Origin of the sequence: Micromonospora deserti (assembly GCF_003236335.1) — a bacterium.
GTDB classification, from domain to species: Bacteria; Actinomycetota; Actinomycetes; order Mycobacteriales; family Micromonosporaceae; genus Micromonospora; species Micromonospora deserti.
On sequence record NZ_POUB01000156.1, the window covers coordinates 1 to 14,257 of the forward strand.

13 protein-coding genes are annotated in these 14,257 nt (G+C 72.6%); 3 read left to right on the plus strand and 10 right to left on the minus strand.

Going from position 1 to position 14,257, the window contains the following annotated elements:
• From C1I99_RS20415 to C1I99_RS20445, 8 genes are all read right to left on the minus strand, one after another.
• On the minus strand, nucleotides 1–862 hold an 862-nt coding region (locus C1I99_RS20415), incomplete at its 3' end, for a hypothetical protein (RefSeq protein ID WP_146603999.1).
• Between the two features lie 71 nt (nucleotides 863–933).
• The gene (gene nfi, locus C1I99_RS20420) at nucleotides 934–1,620 is read right to left on the minus strand and encodes a deoxyribonuclease V (protein ID WP_111135826.1); all 687 of its coding nucleotides are present in this window, start codon (nucleotides 1,618–1,620) and stop codon (nucleotides 934–936) included.
• Between the two features lie 143 nt (nucleotides 1,621–1,763).
• The gene (locus tag C1I99_RS32360; protein ID WP_146604000.1) at nucleotides 1,764–2,024 is read right to left on the minus strand and encodes a hypothetical protein; all 261 of its coding nucleotides are present in this window, start codon (nucleotides 2,022–2,024) and stop codon (nucleotides 1,764–1,766) included.
• A 247-nt stretch (nucleotides 2,025–2,271) separates the two neighbouring features.
• Nucleotides 2,272–2,871: a DinB family protein gene (locus C1I99_RS20430; protein ID WP_199562306.1), complete on the minus strand. Its 600-nt coding sequence runs from the start codon at nucleotides 2,869–2,871 to the stop codon at nucleotides 2,272–2,274.
• A 121-nt stretch (nucleotides 2,872–2,992) separates the two neighbouring features.
• Nucleotides 2,993–3,226, minus strand: a complete 234-nt coding sequence (locus C1I99_RS32365) for a hypothetical protein (RefSeq protein ID WP_146604001.1) — start codon at nucleotides 3,224–3,226, stop codon at nucleotides 2,993–2,995.
• A complete protein-coding gene (locus C1I99_RS20435; protein WP_111135829.1) occupies nucleotides 3,177–7,139 on the minus strand; it encodes a toxin glutamine deamidase domain-containing protein in 3,963 nt (1,320 codons plus the stop codon). The genes C1I99_RS32365 and C1I99_RS20435 overlap by 50 nt, the downstream gene beginning before the upstream one ends.
• A 17-nt stretch (nucleotides 7,140–7,156) precedes the next feature.
• On the minus strand, nucleotides 7,157–7,495 hold the full coding sequence (locus C1I99_RS20440) for a hypothetical protein (protein ID WP_233512607.1): 339 nt from the start codon (nucleotides 7,493–7,495) through the stop codon (nucleotides 7,157–7,159).
• Nucleotides 7,495–7,914, minus strand: coding sequence for a YbaB/EbfC family nucleoid-associated protein (locus tag C1I99_RS20445; RefSeq protein WP_233512608.1), 420 nt, complete (start codon nucleotides 7,912–7,914; stop codon nucleotides 7,495–7,497). The genes C1I99_RS20440 and C1I99_RS20445 overlap by 1 nt, the downstream gene beginning before the upstream one ends.
• Before the next feature lie 51 nt (nucleotides 7,915–7,965).
• Here C1I99_RS20445 and C1I99_RS20450 point away from each other — a divergent pair, with 51 nt between their 5' ends.
• A complete protein-coding gene (locus tag C1I99_RS20450; RefSeq protein WP_233512609.1) occupies nucleotides 7,966–9,222 on the plus strand; it encodes an SUKH-3 domain-containing protein in 1,257 nt (418 codons plus the stop codon).
• A gap of 16 nt (nucleotides 9,223–9,238) precedes the next feature.
• Here C1I99_RS20450 and C1I99_RS20455 read toward each other — a convergent pair whose 3' ends face one another.
• Nucleotides 9,239–10,678: an aldehyde dehydrogenase family protein gene (locus tag C1I99_RS20455; RefSeq protein ID WP_111135831.1), complete on the minus strand. Its 1,440-nt coding sequence runs from the start codon at nucleotides 10,676–10,678 to the stop codon at nucleotides 9,239–9,241.
• A 142-nt stretch (nucleotides 10,679–10,820) separates the two neighbouring features.
• Here C1I99_RS20455 and C1I99_RS20460 point away from each other — a divergent pair, with 142 nt between their 5' ends.
• Both C1I99_RS20460 and gabT read left to right on the plus strand, forming a co-directional pair.
• On the plus strand, nucleotides 10,821–12,257 hold the full coding sequence (locus tag C1I99_RS20460; protein ID WP_111135832.1) for a gamma-aminobutyraldehyde dehydrogenase: 1,437 nt from the start codon (nucleotides 10,821–10,823) through the stop codon (nucleotides 12,255–12,257).
• 3 nt (nucleotides 12,258–12,260) lie between these two features.
• A complete protein-coding gene (gene gabT, locus C1I99_RS20465) occupies nucleotides 12,261–13,586 on the plus strand; it encodes a 4-aminobutyrate--2-oxoglutarate transaminase (protein ID WP_111135833.1) in 1,326 nt (441 codons plus the stop codon).
• Between the two features lie 65 nt (nucleotides 13,587–13,651).
• On the opposite strand, the gene C1I99_RS20470 is transcribed toward gabT, so the two are convergent.
• The gene (locus tag C1I99_RS20470; protein WP_233512611.1) at nucleotides 13,652–14,239 is read right to left on the minus strand and encodes an RlpA-like double-psi beta-barrel domain-containing protein; all 588 of its coding nucleotides are present in this window, start codon (nucleotides 14,237–14,239) and stop codon (nucleotides 13,652–13,654) included.
• Between the last annotated feature and the right edge of the window lie 18 nt (nucleotides 14,240–14,257).

A 14,257-nucleotide genomic window follows, 5' to 3' on the forward strand; every position in this document is an offset into this window, starting at 1 on the left:
GCCGCTGCCCGTACACCGAGCCGGGCTGGCCGGGCGCGGCGGCCGGGCCTCGCGCGGGGCGGTAGATGGTGGCATCGGCGTGGCCCGGCAGGTGCACCCCCGGGAGGTCGTCGGGCTGCTTGCTGTCGGCGCGGGACCGGCGGAACAGCAGGACGATGAGCAGGATCCCGACCGCGACCATGGCGATGCCGAAGAACATGACCGGCGAGCCGCCGGACGATTCCTGGCCGACCGTGGTGGCGCCGCCGGCCGGGTCGGCGATGGCAGCCACGTCCGTCGCGTCCGCGGTGGGCTCCTCGGCGGCGACCGCGCTCGGGGTCGGTGACGGCGTCTTCGAGGGCGTCGGCGACGGCGAAGCGGAGGCGCGTCCGCCGACCACCCGGGACGCGTCGGCGCCCCGGCCGAGCAGCCGCCCGCCAGCACTGCTGGCCTCGCCGGCAACGGCCAGGCGACCGTTCGGCGTGGTCGCCGCGAACGCCACCTGGTAGCGCACCGTGATGCTCTTGCCCTTGCACAGCCTCGGGTTCGCCGGCGACGTGGCCGCGGTGGTCGCGCTGCCCCCGCCCCCGGAGACCGTAACCGGGAACCAGCGGCCGCCGGCGTTGACCTGCACGGTCACCTGCTCCGGACGCAACCCGGTCAGCCGCAGCCCCAGCGCGGTACGCAGCAGCACGCAGCCGTCGCTGCGCTTGCGCACCTCCACCGACACACCCCCGGCGGAACCGCCGGCGGTGAAGCTGCCGGCGGAGCGCACCCGGACCGAGTCGTCGTCGGCGAGCGCCGGCGACCCGCCGAGCGCCACCAGGCCGCCCAGCAACGCGCAGACCGTCGCGAGCCGCGCCGCGTGCCGACGTATTGCCATGATCACCTCGCCGTTTCTCCCCCGGCCGGGGGTCCGCGGTCAGGCTACTACCGGGCCCTGGCGGCCCCCGGTCATAGAGCGCTCCGGATGTGCGCCGCATTACCCTCCTGGAGCGCGTCGCGGCACAGCCGGTCGGCGGTGCGGGTGGTCTCCGGCAGCCGGTAGCGCGGAGTCAACGCCAGCACCCGGGCGGTGGCGTTGTCGAGGCTCATCCGGTGGCCGACGCTGACGAAGACCGGCTTCACGCCGTCCCGGGTCCGCAGCACCCGGCCCACCACCTCGTCGCCGTCACGCAGCGGCTCCCAGGCGCCCCGCCGGCCGGCCGGCGGCACCCACCGCCCGACCAGCGGTGTCTTGCCCACCCCGATCGCGGGCAGGTCGGTGACCACGCCCAGGTGGCAGGCCAGCCCGAACCGGCGTGGATGGGCCAGCCCGTGCCCGTCGCAGACCAGCAGGTCCGGACGGACGGTCAACCGGTCGAGCGCGGCGAGCAGCGCGGGCAGCTCACGGAAGGCGAAGAGGCCCGGGACGTAGTCGAAGGCGGGACGGCCGACGCTGACTGCGGAATCCACCACGGCGAGAGTCCGGGCGTCCAGCACGGTGACGGCCGCCGCGAGCCGGTCACCGCTCTCGGCGTACGCCACGTCGAGCCCGGCCACCGTCGCGGGCGCGGCCGGACCCGGCCCGACCAGGTCGACCAGCGGCCGCAACCGATCCTGTACGGCCAGCGCCTCCGCGACGCTGCCCGGCGTACCCACCTCTCCTGTCTGCGTGGGCGGCTCTGGCCTCGGGCCCGGTGGGGCCGCCGCGCCAGGTGGCGGAGCGGAGTGTCCGGCCCCGGCAGCGGGGCTGCTCTCCTGCCGATCGTGGCCCCGGTGAGGAAGGCGGGTGCGGCGGCGCGTCATGACCGCCCGTCGGAGTCCTCTTCGCCGTCCCGCCCGCCGGTGGGAGCGTCACCGCCACGCCCGCCGGTGGCGGCGCCGCCGCCACGCCCGCGGGTGGCGGCGCTGAAGGCAAGTGCGAAGGCGATGCCGATACCCATGCCAATGGCAACTCCGCTGGCGTCACCGAATGCCGCCAGGCCGATCCCGAGGCCGATCAGAATGCCGACCGGCCATGCCCAGACCGCGGGCTGCCCGGGCCCGTTGTCCGACTTCGCCATCTCTTGATGGTATTCCGCCGGCCCAACCGTCTGGGTCTGCACCATCCACCCGCCGCCTGGCCTCGTCTCCGCCGACTTCGGGTGCATCTGTTGTTGCCAGGACGACATCGGATGCACCCGAACCCAGCCCGCGACCCTCGCGCCGCTGACCGGCGCGATACCGGCTGCCTCGTCTCGCACACCGCCCTCTCGTAGAGCTCCCGGCTCGATCGATCCGGTCGTCTCCGCTCACGCTCGTGACCGGTCGCTACTGGCCGACGCGGCCGTCGATCAGCTCGCGGAGCAGGTCGGCGTGGCCGTTGTGCCGCGCGTACTCCTCGATCATGTGCACCAGCAGCTCACGCAGCGAGATCTCGGCGCCGCCGCGCTGCCGGCCCTTGACGCCAAGGTCCGGCGCCTCGGCAACGAACCGCTCGGCGAACTCCACCTCCGCCCGCCAGGTACGCCACGCCTCGTCGACCACCGCCGGGTCCGCCACCGCGCCGTCGAAATCGGCGTCGGGGTCGGCCTCCGAGCGGTAGATCCTCGGCGCGTCCTGGCCGGCCATCGTCCGGCGGAACCAGCCCCGCTCCACCTCGGCCAGGTGCCGCACCAGGCCGAGCAGCGACAGCGCCGACGGCGGTACGGCCCGACGTGCCAGCGCCTCGGCGTCCAGGTCGGCGCACTTCAGTTCCAACGTGAGGCGCTGGTCGCGCAGGTACTCGACCAGGATGGTGCGCTCGTCGTCGAAACCGCCGTCCGAGCGCGGGTCATCGTCCGGGTGGACGAACATGTTCGACCAGGCGAAGTTCTGTGCGGGCGTGCCGGCGCGCTTGTCGGAGTCGGGGGCAGCGGGCGAGTCAGCCATGTCAGCGACTCTGACGGATGCCCGGCAGGCCCGCAACAGGCTATCCTCGCCGTTCGCGGGCCCTGCCCACCGCACTGTCCGTGGAACCGTCAGAACGCCCACGCAGACGGCCTGACTGCTTCTAGCCGTGCTGGTTCGTTCCCTTCTCCAACATCCGGCGGATAACTCCCTCGTCGGGAAGCGGTCGCCCTCCGGTAATCTGCTCCACCAAGCCTTCAATCACCGATCTCTCCACTTCTTCATATCGATCGATGTTCCTATAGTCGTCGAGGAATCTCACGACCAGGCTCGGGTTGTACGACCAGTTACCCGTGCGGTGGTTCCAGAGAATTGCCGCCCTCTTGGCCACGTCCATGATGAATATTCCCCGAGGCCTGGTTTTCTCGTCGTCCTGGTAGATCACATAGTAAGTCAACATCGGCACGCTCCAGTTTCGACAGAAGGCCAGGGGAGATGGGAAAATCTTCAACCGTGAGCCCGTGATCTTCGACGATCCTACGGAAGCTCAGGTTCTGCACATCGAGCCACCACCGGTACTCCCGCCACTCGCTCCTGTTAACAGAGATCCATTTAGCAAAGGTGCCGTCCTTCGGTGGGAACCGGTCACTCAACCCCGGTGGCACCATGCGCGGCATGCCGAACTCGCGATTGATGACCAGCATCCGTAGGAAGGCATCCAAGCGGCGCTCGGGAGCCGCGCTCACACTGCGAAGGATTTCGTAAGCTTCGTGCGTCCTCAGCCATGCCTCGCGTGACGACTCGGTGTGCAGTTGAACCTCGAAGGTGGTCCCGCCGGGAGATCTCACCGTGCAGTTGAAGCCGTAGAAGCGATTCCCCACACGCCAGAAATTCTTGCAGGCGTCATCACGGACCGAGTAGCCGGCGTCGATCAGACCAGCGAGGAAAACCTCCACCGCGTCGCGGTACCGTTCACCGCCAGGCATGACCAGACAAAACCTGAGGACATCGTTCGCACCCTCGCCAAACTCCTCGACAGACATTCCCAGGACTTCGGCTTCGTCGGCGTACTTGCGAGCCAACGATTCGAGACTCTTGACACGAAATTCCTGATCCCGCAACTGCACTGGATGCTCCGGGTGCAGCGCTTCGCCGACTCGCCTTCCGATGGCTGCCAGCACATCCTCGACTTCATCCGCCGCAGCGACCGCCCGATCCCGAACACCGGCGAGCACCGCCCGTTCGGCGAGCGACAGCTGTCCGACGACATCGGAGGACGCAATCTTCTCGTGCCGATTGCGAGCAGCATCACCTGTCCCAGGCACGCCGGCCGACCCTGGCCCGGCGAGCAGGTGCAGGCGGTTGATGTACGGCTCGCCGTACCCCTGATCCTCCTCTGCGGGCGGGTACTCCGGCAGGTCCGGTCGTTGACTGAACAGGCCGCGGCGCAGGCCCGCCAGGGGCATCGGTCTGCCGTCCGGGCCGAGTACCAGGACGTCGGCGTCCACGGCGTTCCGCTTGTTCGGGAAACCGTGGTGTGGGTACAGCGGCCTGGTGTCGATCTCGCCGGACTGGGGATCGAGGTACAGCACCGTGCCGTTCTGGTTGAGGGCGACCCAGATGTGGGATCCGCCGCCCTCCCAGTGGTTGATCACGAAGGCGAAGCTGCCGTGGCCGCCGAGGAGCAACTGGTCGTGGAGATTCCGGTAGCCGGCATCCACTGCCTGCCGGCGCTCGGCGGGCCGCGTTCCGCCCTCCGGCTCGCACAGGCGTTGGAAGCGACCGCCGGTGACGTCCTCGATCCGGGCGGGGCCGTCGCACTCGCCGCCCAGCGGGCGGTTGATGTCGCCCTCCTCGTACGCGTCGAAGGTGCGCGGGGCGGCCACCCGAGGGCGCCCGTGCACCCATGTGTCGAACAGCGAAAGGGTGCAGTCGATGCAGTTGATGCCGCGGGTCGGGTCGGCCCGCGGCCCGCCGTCGTTCATCAGCCGGAACCAGCCGCCCCGCCGCGGGTCGGCCGTCCGCGTCACGGTCCCGTCCGCGTCGCGGGGCATCCGTCGCTCGACGTCGGTCTGGTGCAGCGCCAGCGGCGGTCGCAGCCCGCCGGGCTCGCCGTACCTGCGCGTCCGATCGATCGGCGGTGGGACGTCGTCCCTGGTAAGGGCTGAGCGGTCGGCCGTCTCCACCGCCCCGGGTGCCAGGTCCCCGACGTCATCGTTGATCCGGCGGAAGTCGGCCTCGTCGACGACGGCGACGACAGCGGGCGTGGAAGAACCGGCCAGGACCGCCTCAGCAAGGTCACGCTGCTGGTGACACCAGCGCTCTCGGTCACGGCCATCTCGGAGGTAGCGCTCCGAGGCGGCCGGCTCTCCGGCCTGTGCCAGGCGCTGGCTCTCGCCGATCAGCCACCGGGCCTCGTCGTAGCTGCGGTCGGCTACCCGGCGCAGTCGCGCCGCCGTGTCTCGCCGGCGATTGTCCTCGTAGTTCGTTCGCTGGAACTCGAAGTGTCCGTGATAACGGCGCCGTTCGAAGGCATCCCTGTCTGCGGCCCACATGGCGGCGTACCACTCGGGCGTCCTCGGCAGCGGCACCGGAGGGTCGGCGGCCCGTGGCGGGCCTGACCCCTCCCGCGGCCCTGGCAGGGAGCGCTCGGCAGGTGTCTCAGGCGGATGCGGACCGTGGAGAGACGGCGGATGCGGCCCTGCGACGGCCCTGGCGGCAGCCTCCGCGCCGGAGGCAGTGCCGGCGGTGGCCGGCGGAACGCCGGGGAGCGCAGGGGCAGCCCCCGATGAGATCGGCGGTGGCGACGCCGCGGACGGCGTGGGTGGCGCTCCGCTGGATCCGCTGTGGGTGGCCGCGGTGGCAGTCGGGACGGTCTCGGCGGCTCCGGTGGATGCCACGGGCACCGGGTGGGCGGTCACCGGGGGCAGCTCCGACATGACCGACGAGAGGGTTGGGGTGGGCCGAGCCTCCGCCGCGGCGGTGCGCTGGGACAGCGCGTCGCCGGCAGCCGTCGATGCGGACACGGACAGCGGATCGGAACCGGCGTCGGGGGCTGGATCGTCTGTCCGCGCGGCGGCCAGCCCGTCGGACGACGGGCGTGCGTACTCGCCGGCCCGCTCCTCCCGGGTGTCGGTGCCACCCCCTTCTGCTGTGGATTCGACGGCCAGGACGGCCTCGGCCGCCCACGGGGGCTGGCGAGGGTCATCGGCGACCGGGGTGGAAACCCCGGGACCAGCCGAGGTCTGCGCGGGAGACCCGAGGTCCATGGGCGCGGACGGCGCCCCCGCCAGGGCGCTGAGCTGGCCGTCGAGCCGCGCGTGCAGAGCGGCGTCGACCTGCGCGGCGGCCGATCCCCGGGCGCCGGAGACGGCGGCGCGGGCAGCGTCCTCCATCGAGGTCAGCCCCTGTCCGAGGGCGAGGCTGGCCGCCTGGTCGGCGATCACCTCGCCGGTCATCTCCCGGCCGAGGTGTTCGCCGATCCGGGCGCCGCGCCCGGTCGCGTGCCGGCCGAGCCCGGCGAGCGGTGCCACCGCCCCGCCAGCCAGGCCCCCGACCGCCGACCTACCCAGTTCCGTCATGTCCAGGCCGTCCCGCCGGCCGGTGGAGTTCTGGTACGCCTGGGTCGCGAGACTGACCCCGGCCTCCTCGCCCGCCTCGTAGACGCCACCCAGCGCGGCCCGTCGGCCGAGGTTGCGCGTCCCGCCCGCGGCGGCCTCCTTCGCCGCCCGCTCGGTGGCCTCCTTGAGCCCCTGTTTGAGGGACTTGCGGGCCAGCTGGGCCACGAGCCGTTTGAAGATCTGCTGCACGATCATCCGGGTCGCGGTGATCGCCGCCGCTGCGGCGGGTGAGGCGGCGCCGGCGGTGAGCACGGCCGCCACCGCCAGTGCGAGCAACTCGACCACCAGGATGCCCAGCTCGATCCAGACCTCCAGCTTGGCGCCCTCGATGTCGCAGCCGCACTCCTCCACCAGGCGGCCCAGGTCGGTGCTGACCGCCAACAGCACCGACAGCGGCGCCTGGTCACCCTCGGCCACCCGCCGCCAGGCCGTGTCGAACGCCTCCGCGACCGCACCGACTCCCCCGTAGCCGCCGCGCACCTCACCGGCGGCGGCCACCGCGTCGGCGTGCGGCCCGGCGAGGGCCGCGGCGACGCCGTACCACTGGTCGGCCAGGTCCCAGACCGCCCGCTCGTTCCCCTCCGGCCACTCCACCCCGACCACCCAGTCGAGGGCCTCGTAGACCCAGCCGGGCAGCTCCCACGGCGAGTAGTCGAGCGGGTGCGGGATCGGGCTCGGCAACAGGGTCATCCGCGCTCCTCCGCCGATCAGCGTCGGGGATGCTGGTCGCCCGCCCGGTCGAGCCGGCCGGCGCTCGCCGCGTCGCTCCGCAGGTTGGCGTCGACGGATCGGACCACGTCGGCGCCGAGGCCCGCCAGATGCCGGCCCACGCTCTCCCAGGCGCGGAGCACCGTCTCCTCGAAGCCGCGGTACTTCTGCTCGAACGCGGCCCCGATGTCGTCCCCGCCCCAGGGCTGTCGGGCGCTCGCCGCGGCGATCTCGCCGCCCACCTGCCGGTGGCGCGCGCCGACCGCCTCACCGGCGAGCGAGAGGTCCGCGCCGCCCCGCCGGGCACGCTGCGGGTCGAGCCACAGCTGCCCGCCCATCACCGCCCCCGCCGCATCGCGGTGTCGGCCCGGCCCAGCAGGGATCCGAAGTCACCGGTACGGAGGAACTCCACCGACCCGGACCCGGCGGGCAGATATCCCGCCACCAACTCCTGGGTGGCCGCCACCGCCGCCGCGCCGGCCCGCTGGACCGTGGTGGTGATCTTGCGACTCAGCGCCCGGGCGTCGCGATCGTGGTAGACGCCGGGATGCAGCTCCACGGAGATCAGTTCGCCCCGGGCCCCGACGGTCGCGGTCACCTGACCGTCGGCGGACCGCTCGGTGACCCGCAGCTCGGCGAGCCGGGCCTGCAGCTCGTCCAGACCGGACCGTAACCGCTGGTACTGCCCGTACACCTCGTCGAACCGTGCCCGCAGCGCACGGTTGGCGTCCCGGTCCACGCTGTCAGCCAACGCCACCCTCCCCGGTTACCGTCGGTAGGGCGAACCATACCGGGTGCCACCGAGGCCGTGGGGTCCGGTAGTTTCAACGGGGTGATCGACCGCCAGCAGGCCGAGCAGCTCGCCGCCGTGTGGGCGCGCCGCGACTCACAGCGTCTCGGATACGAATGCCACCCGACGGTCGACGAGTTCGACCTCGGCTACGTGATCACGTCCACTGTGTCCACCGCCGCCCGCACCGCGCCCGGCGACCTGCCGACCACCGTGGTCGACAAGCAGACCGGTGAGGTGACCACCTGGCCCCGGGTGCCGGTGGACGTGGTCGAGCGGATGTACCGGCGGAGCCGCCCGCAGGAGCCCTCCGCGCCGCGCACCGTCGACCCGGCGAGCCAGCTGCTCCGCGAGATCCGTCGCCTGCCCACGCCGAACACCGCCGCCCACCTGACCGTCCAGGGCCGACTGTTCCGGGCGCAGGGCGCCAAGGGCGACGTACGGCTCAACCACCACCCGCTGGTCCGCGCCTACCTGGACGAGCTGCCCCCCGGTCACCTGGTGCGCGGCGCCGAGCGGCACGCCGAGCTGATCGTCGTCTCCGACGTCCTGCACGAGTACGACCACCGCCGCGCGGCCGAGGGCATCGAGCCGATGGGCCTGGCCGACGCCGAGACGTTGCTCGCCAACACCCGCTTCGACGTCCTGCGGGTGCGCGAGGCGGGCGATCCCCACGGGGGCAGGGCCGAGCGCGGGTGCGACTCGTGCGTCAACTTCCTCGTGCACTTCAACGTCCTGTCCTGGGCGGAGTCGGCGTTCACCTCGGAGCGACGTGCCGAGCCACAGGTCGCCCACCACCCGGGTCGCTTTCCGCCGGAGGTGGCTGATGCCCTCATGGATGCCGGTTGGGAAGACAGCGAGTTCAATCCCGCCCTGGCCGCCGGTGCGATCCGGGAGACGTGTCAGATCGCCGGCAGGCAACACCGCCACGAGCCCTTCCCGGCGGCGGAGCGGGCGCTCACCGCCTTCCCCGCCGTCCTGAGCGGCCGTCGAGGTCCGGGCGAGGCGGTGTGGATCAGCGAGTTCACCACGAATCCGTTGCGCAGTGCCCACTCGGCCGACACGCTCGCCGACTTCACCGCCGTCCTCGGGGTGCGGTTGTTCCCGATCGGTTCCGAGCACGGTGACAGCATCTTCGCCGTGGACGAGCGGGGGCGCGTCTTCGCGCTCGACCAGGCCGGCGAGTGGTTCCTCGGCGACGACATCGACGCCGCCCTGACCACCCTCCTGCTCGGCCGGGCCCCCGCCCGCGTCCGTGACGACGGCACCTGGTGACCGCCGCGAGCAGCCGCTACAGCGCGACCCCGGTCAGCACCATCACCCGCGGCTCCGTGTAGTCCTCCATCGCGCTGCGCAGCCCTTCGCGCCCGACGCCGCTGCCCTTCACCCCGCCGTACGGCATCTGGTCGGCCCGGTACGACGGCACGTCCCCGACGATCACGCCGCCCACCTCCAGGACCCGGTGCGCCGCGAAGGCGACGTCCAGGCGGTGCGTGAACACCCCCGCCTGCAACCCGTACGCCGAATCGTTGACGGCGGCGAACGCGGCCGGGTCGTCCTCGACCCGGGCGACGACCAGCACCGGCCCGAAGACCTCCTCCGCACTGACCTTGGCGTCCGCCGGCACGCCGGAGAGCACGGTCGGGGGGTAGCTGGCGCCCTCCCGCCGGCCGCCGACCTCGATGGTGGCGCCGGCCGTGACGGCTTCGTCCACCCACGCCTCGACCCGGCGCGCGGCGTCCTCCGACACCAGCGGCCCGACGTCGGTGAGCGGATCCGACGGGTCGCCGGTGCGCAGCTCCTGCACGGCCGCGACCAGCCGGGGCAGGAAGCCGTCGTAGAGCCACTCGTGCACGTAGACCCGCTGTACCGCGATGCAGGACTGCCCGGCCTGGTAGTTGGCGAACGTGGCGATCCGGTGCGCGGCGAAGGTCAGGTCCTCGTCGGAGTTCCAGTCCTCGCAGATCACCGCCGCCGCGTTGCCGCCCAGCTCCAGGGTGACGTGCTTGTCGGGCACGGACCGGCGGATGGCCGCGCCGACCGGCCCGGAGCCGGTGAATGACACCACCGGCAGTCGCGGGTCGGCGACCAGCTCGGCGGCGCGGTCGTTGGGCAGCGGCAGCACCGAGAACATCCCCTCCGGCAGCTCCGTCTCGGCGAGCAGTTCGCCGAGGAGCAGCGCGGACAGCGGGGTGGCCGGGGCCGGCTTGACGATGATCGGCGCGCCGACCGCGATGGCCGGGGCGACCTTGTGCGCGACCAGGTTGAGCGGGAAGTTGAATGGCGCGATGCCCAGCACCGGCCCCTTCGGCACCCGCCGCACCAGCGCGATCCGCCCGGTGGCGGCCGGGTCGGTGTCGAGTCGTTGCAGCTCGCCGGAGAAGCGCCGGGCCTCCTCGGCCGCCCACCGGAACGTGGAGACCGCCCGCCCCACCTCGGCCCGCGCCCACTTGACCGGCTTGCCGTTCTCGGCGGTGATCAGCCGGGCGACCTCCTCGGCCCGCTCGGCGAGCCGCCGGGAGACGTGGTCGAGGGCCGCCGCGCGCGTGTGCGCGGGCAGGGCCGCGGCCGTCGCGGCCACCCCGGCGGCGGCCGCGACGGCCGCTTCGACCTGGTCCGGCGTGGCGAGGGTGGTACGCCCGACAGCGCGCCCGTCGTACGGGTGGTGGATGGTCAGCTCGCCCGCGCCGTGGGCGGGGCGGGACGCGACGTAGAAGGCGACAGGCTCCACGTCGAGCAGCCTAGACGAGGAAGGTGATCGACGGAAACAGTCGCCCTGGGCCTTGTCTGCCGCGAATTCAGTAGCGAAGATGGCAGGCACATTGCGATAACCGCCGCAGACCGCACACCGGACCCCTCTCGGAGATCCCGTCATGAGTGACCAGCAGAAGCTGCGCAACTTCGTCAACGGCGAGTACGTCGAGCCGGCCGACGGTGGCTACGCCGACCTGATCGACCCCTGCACCGGGGAGGTGTTCGCGCAGGCCCCGGTCTCGGGGAGCGCCGACGTCGACGCGGCGATGCGGGCGGCCGCCGCCGCGTTCGAGGGCTGGCGGGACGTCACCCCGGCCGAGCGGCAGAAGGCGCTGCTCAAGCTCGCCGACGCGGTCGAGGCACGGGCTGCCGAGCTGGTCGACGCCGAGGTACGCAACACCGGCAAGCCCCGTCAGCTCACCGCCGAGGAGGAGCTGCCGCCGTGCGTCGACCAGTTCCGGTTCTTCGCCGGCGCCGCCCGGCTGCTGGAGGGGCGCTCGGCCGGCGAGTACCTGGCCGGGCACACCTCGTACGTGCGACGCGAGCCGATCGGCGTCTGCGCCCAGGTCACCCCGTGGAACTACCCGCTGATGATGGCGGTCTGGAAGATCGCCCCGGCGCTCGCCGCCGGCAACACGGTGGTGCTCAAGCCGTCGGACACCACGCCGGTCTCGACGCTGCTGCTCGCCGAGATCGCGGCCGAGTTCTTCCCGCCGGGCGTGTTCAACGTCGTCTGCGGTGACCGGGACACCGGTCGTACCCTCGTGTCGCACCCGATCCCGCAGCTGGTGTCGATCACCGGCTCGACCCGCGCGGGCATGGAGGTGGCCGCCGCGGCGGCCCCCGATCTCAAGCGGACCCACCTGGAGCTCGGCGGCAAGGCCCCGGTAGTGATCTTCGACGACGCGGACGTGGCGGCGGCCGCCGAGGCGATCGCGGTCGGCGGCTACTTCAACGCCGGGCAGGACTGCACCGCGGCGACCCGGGTGCTCGCCGGCCCCGGCATCCACGACGACTTCGTGGCCGCCCTCGCCGAGCAGGCCCGCAACACCAGGACCGGCGCCCCGGACGACGAGGACGTCCTCTACGGCCCGCTGAACAACGCCAGTCAGCTCGCCCGGGTCAGCGGCTTCGTCGACCGGCTGCCCGAGCACGCGTCGGTCCGGACCGGCGGCTCCCGCCTCGGCGAGCGCGGCTACTTCTACGCCCCCACGGTGGTCTCCGGGCTGCGGCAGTCCGACGAGATCATCCAGGACGAGGTGTTCGGGCCGGTCATCACCGTGCAGCGCTTCTCGGACGAGGACGAGGCGGTGCGCTGGGCCAACGGCGTCGAGTACGGCCTGTCGGCCTCGGTCTGGACGAAGGACCACGGCCGGGCGATGCGGATGACCCGCCGGCTCGACTTCGGCTGCGTCTGGGTCAACACCCACATCCCGTTCGTCTCTGAGATGCCGCACGGCGGCTTCAAGCACTCCGGGCACGGCAAGGACCTCTCCGTCTACAGCCTGGAGGACTACACCCGGATCAAGCACGTCATGCACAACATCGAGGGCTGACCGGTGAGCGCGAGGAGTGGGCCTGCAAGCCCGGCAGCCGCGAACGGGGGCGGCACGGCGACGTCCTCGGAGGATCTGCACAAGCGGCGCGGCGCCGCCGTCGCCCGGGGGGTCGGCAGCGTCATGTCGTCCTATGTGGACCGGGCGGGCGGCGGCACGATCGTCGACGTCGACGGGCGGGAGTGGATCGACTTCGCCGCCGGCATCGCGGTGACCAACGTCGGCAACTCCGCCCCGCGCGTGGTCGAGGCGGTCCGCGCCCAGGTCGAACGGTTCACCCACACCTGCTTCATGGTCGCCCCGTACGAGTCGTACGTGGCGGTCTGCGAGCAGCTCAACGCCCTGACCCCGGGCCGGTTCGACAAGCGCTCGGCGCTGTTCAACTCCGGTGCGGAGGCGGTGGAGAACGCGGTGAAGATCGCCCGGCACGCCACCGGGCGGCCGGCGGTGGTGGTCTTCGATCACGCGTACCACGGGCGGACCAACCTGACCATGGCGCTGACCGCGAAGAACATGCCGTACAAGCACCGGTTCGGGCCGTTCGCCGGGGAGATCTACCGGGCGCCGATGTCGTACCCGCTGCGCGACGGCGGCCTCGACGGGGCCACCGCGGCGGCCCGGGCGATCGAGACGATCGAGAAGCAGGTCGGCGCGGAGAACGTCGCCGCGCTGCTGATCGAACCGATCCAGGGTGAGGGCGGGTTCGTCGTGCCGGCTCCGGGGTTCCTGCCCGCGCTACGGGAGTGGGCGACGGCGGCCGGGGCGGTATTCGTCGCCGACGAGATCCAGACCGGCTTCTGCCGCACCGGCGACTGGTTCGCCTGTCGGCACGAGGGCGTCGAACCGGACCTGATCACTCTCGCCAAGGGCATCGCGGGCGGGTTGCCGCTGGCCGCCGTGACCGGGCGGGCCGAGCTGATGGACGCGGTGCACGTGGGCGGGCTCGGCGGCACGTACGGCGGCAACCCGGTCGCTTGCGCTGCGGCGCTGGCCAGCATCGAGACCATGCACGAGCTGGACCTCGCCGCCTCGGCCCGGCGGATCGAGGCGGCCACGGTGCCCCGGCTGCGGGCGATCGCCGGGCGCACCGGCGTGGTCGCCGAGGTACGCGGCCGCGGCGGCATGCTCGCCGTCGAGATCGTCCAGCCCGGCACGCTCACCCCCGACCCGGCCACCACGGCGGCGGTCTCGGCGGCCTGCCACGCCGCCGGCCTGCTCACCCTCACCTGCGGCACGTACGGCAACGTGTTGCGGCTCCTGCCACCCCTGGTGATCTCCGACGGTGAACTGGCCCGGGGCCTCGACATCCTCGACGCCGCCTTCGGTTGACCGCACGGGGGGGGGGCGGGTGTCGGGTCCGTACCGCCCGACACCCGCCTCTGGTGTGCCTCAGCTCAGCGCAGCACCTCGACGGTGTTGCGCCGGACGAGGTTCTTGCCCGGCTCGCGGATCTGCTCCATCGCCGCCGCGTTCAGCAGGACGCAGCTGCCGGACGGGCCGGTGATCGTCACCGTCGTCGACTTGCCGTTGTCGAGGTTCGTCACCCGCATCCGCGTGCCCACCGGGAACTGGCCGCTGGTCGCCGCCGGCGCACCGGCCTCGCCCGAGAAGGTGATCGGCCCCTGGCAGGCGGACTGCGGGGCGGCGCCGGGAGCGCCGGGCGAGGCGACGCCCGGCCGGCCCACCCCCGCACCGGGCTGGGCCGCGCCCGTACCCGGCTGGGCCGCGCCGGGCTGCGCCGCGCCGCCGTCGAGGCGTTCCACCAGGTTGCGCCGGATCACGTTCTTGCCCGGCTCGCGGACCAGCTCCATCGCGCTGGCGTTGAGCAGCACACAACTGCCCGACGGGCCGGTCACCGTCACCTCCGCCGACTTGTTGTTGTCCAGGTTGGTCACCCGCAACCGCGTCCCGACCGGGAACTGGTTGCTCGTCGCCGCCGGCGCCCCGCCCTCGGCGGAGAAGGTCACCGAGCCCTGGCACACCGAGGCCCGCGTCGAGGT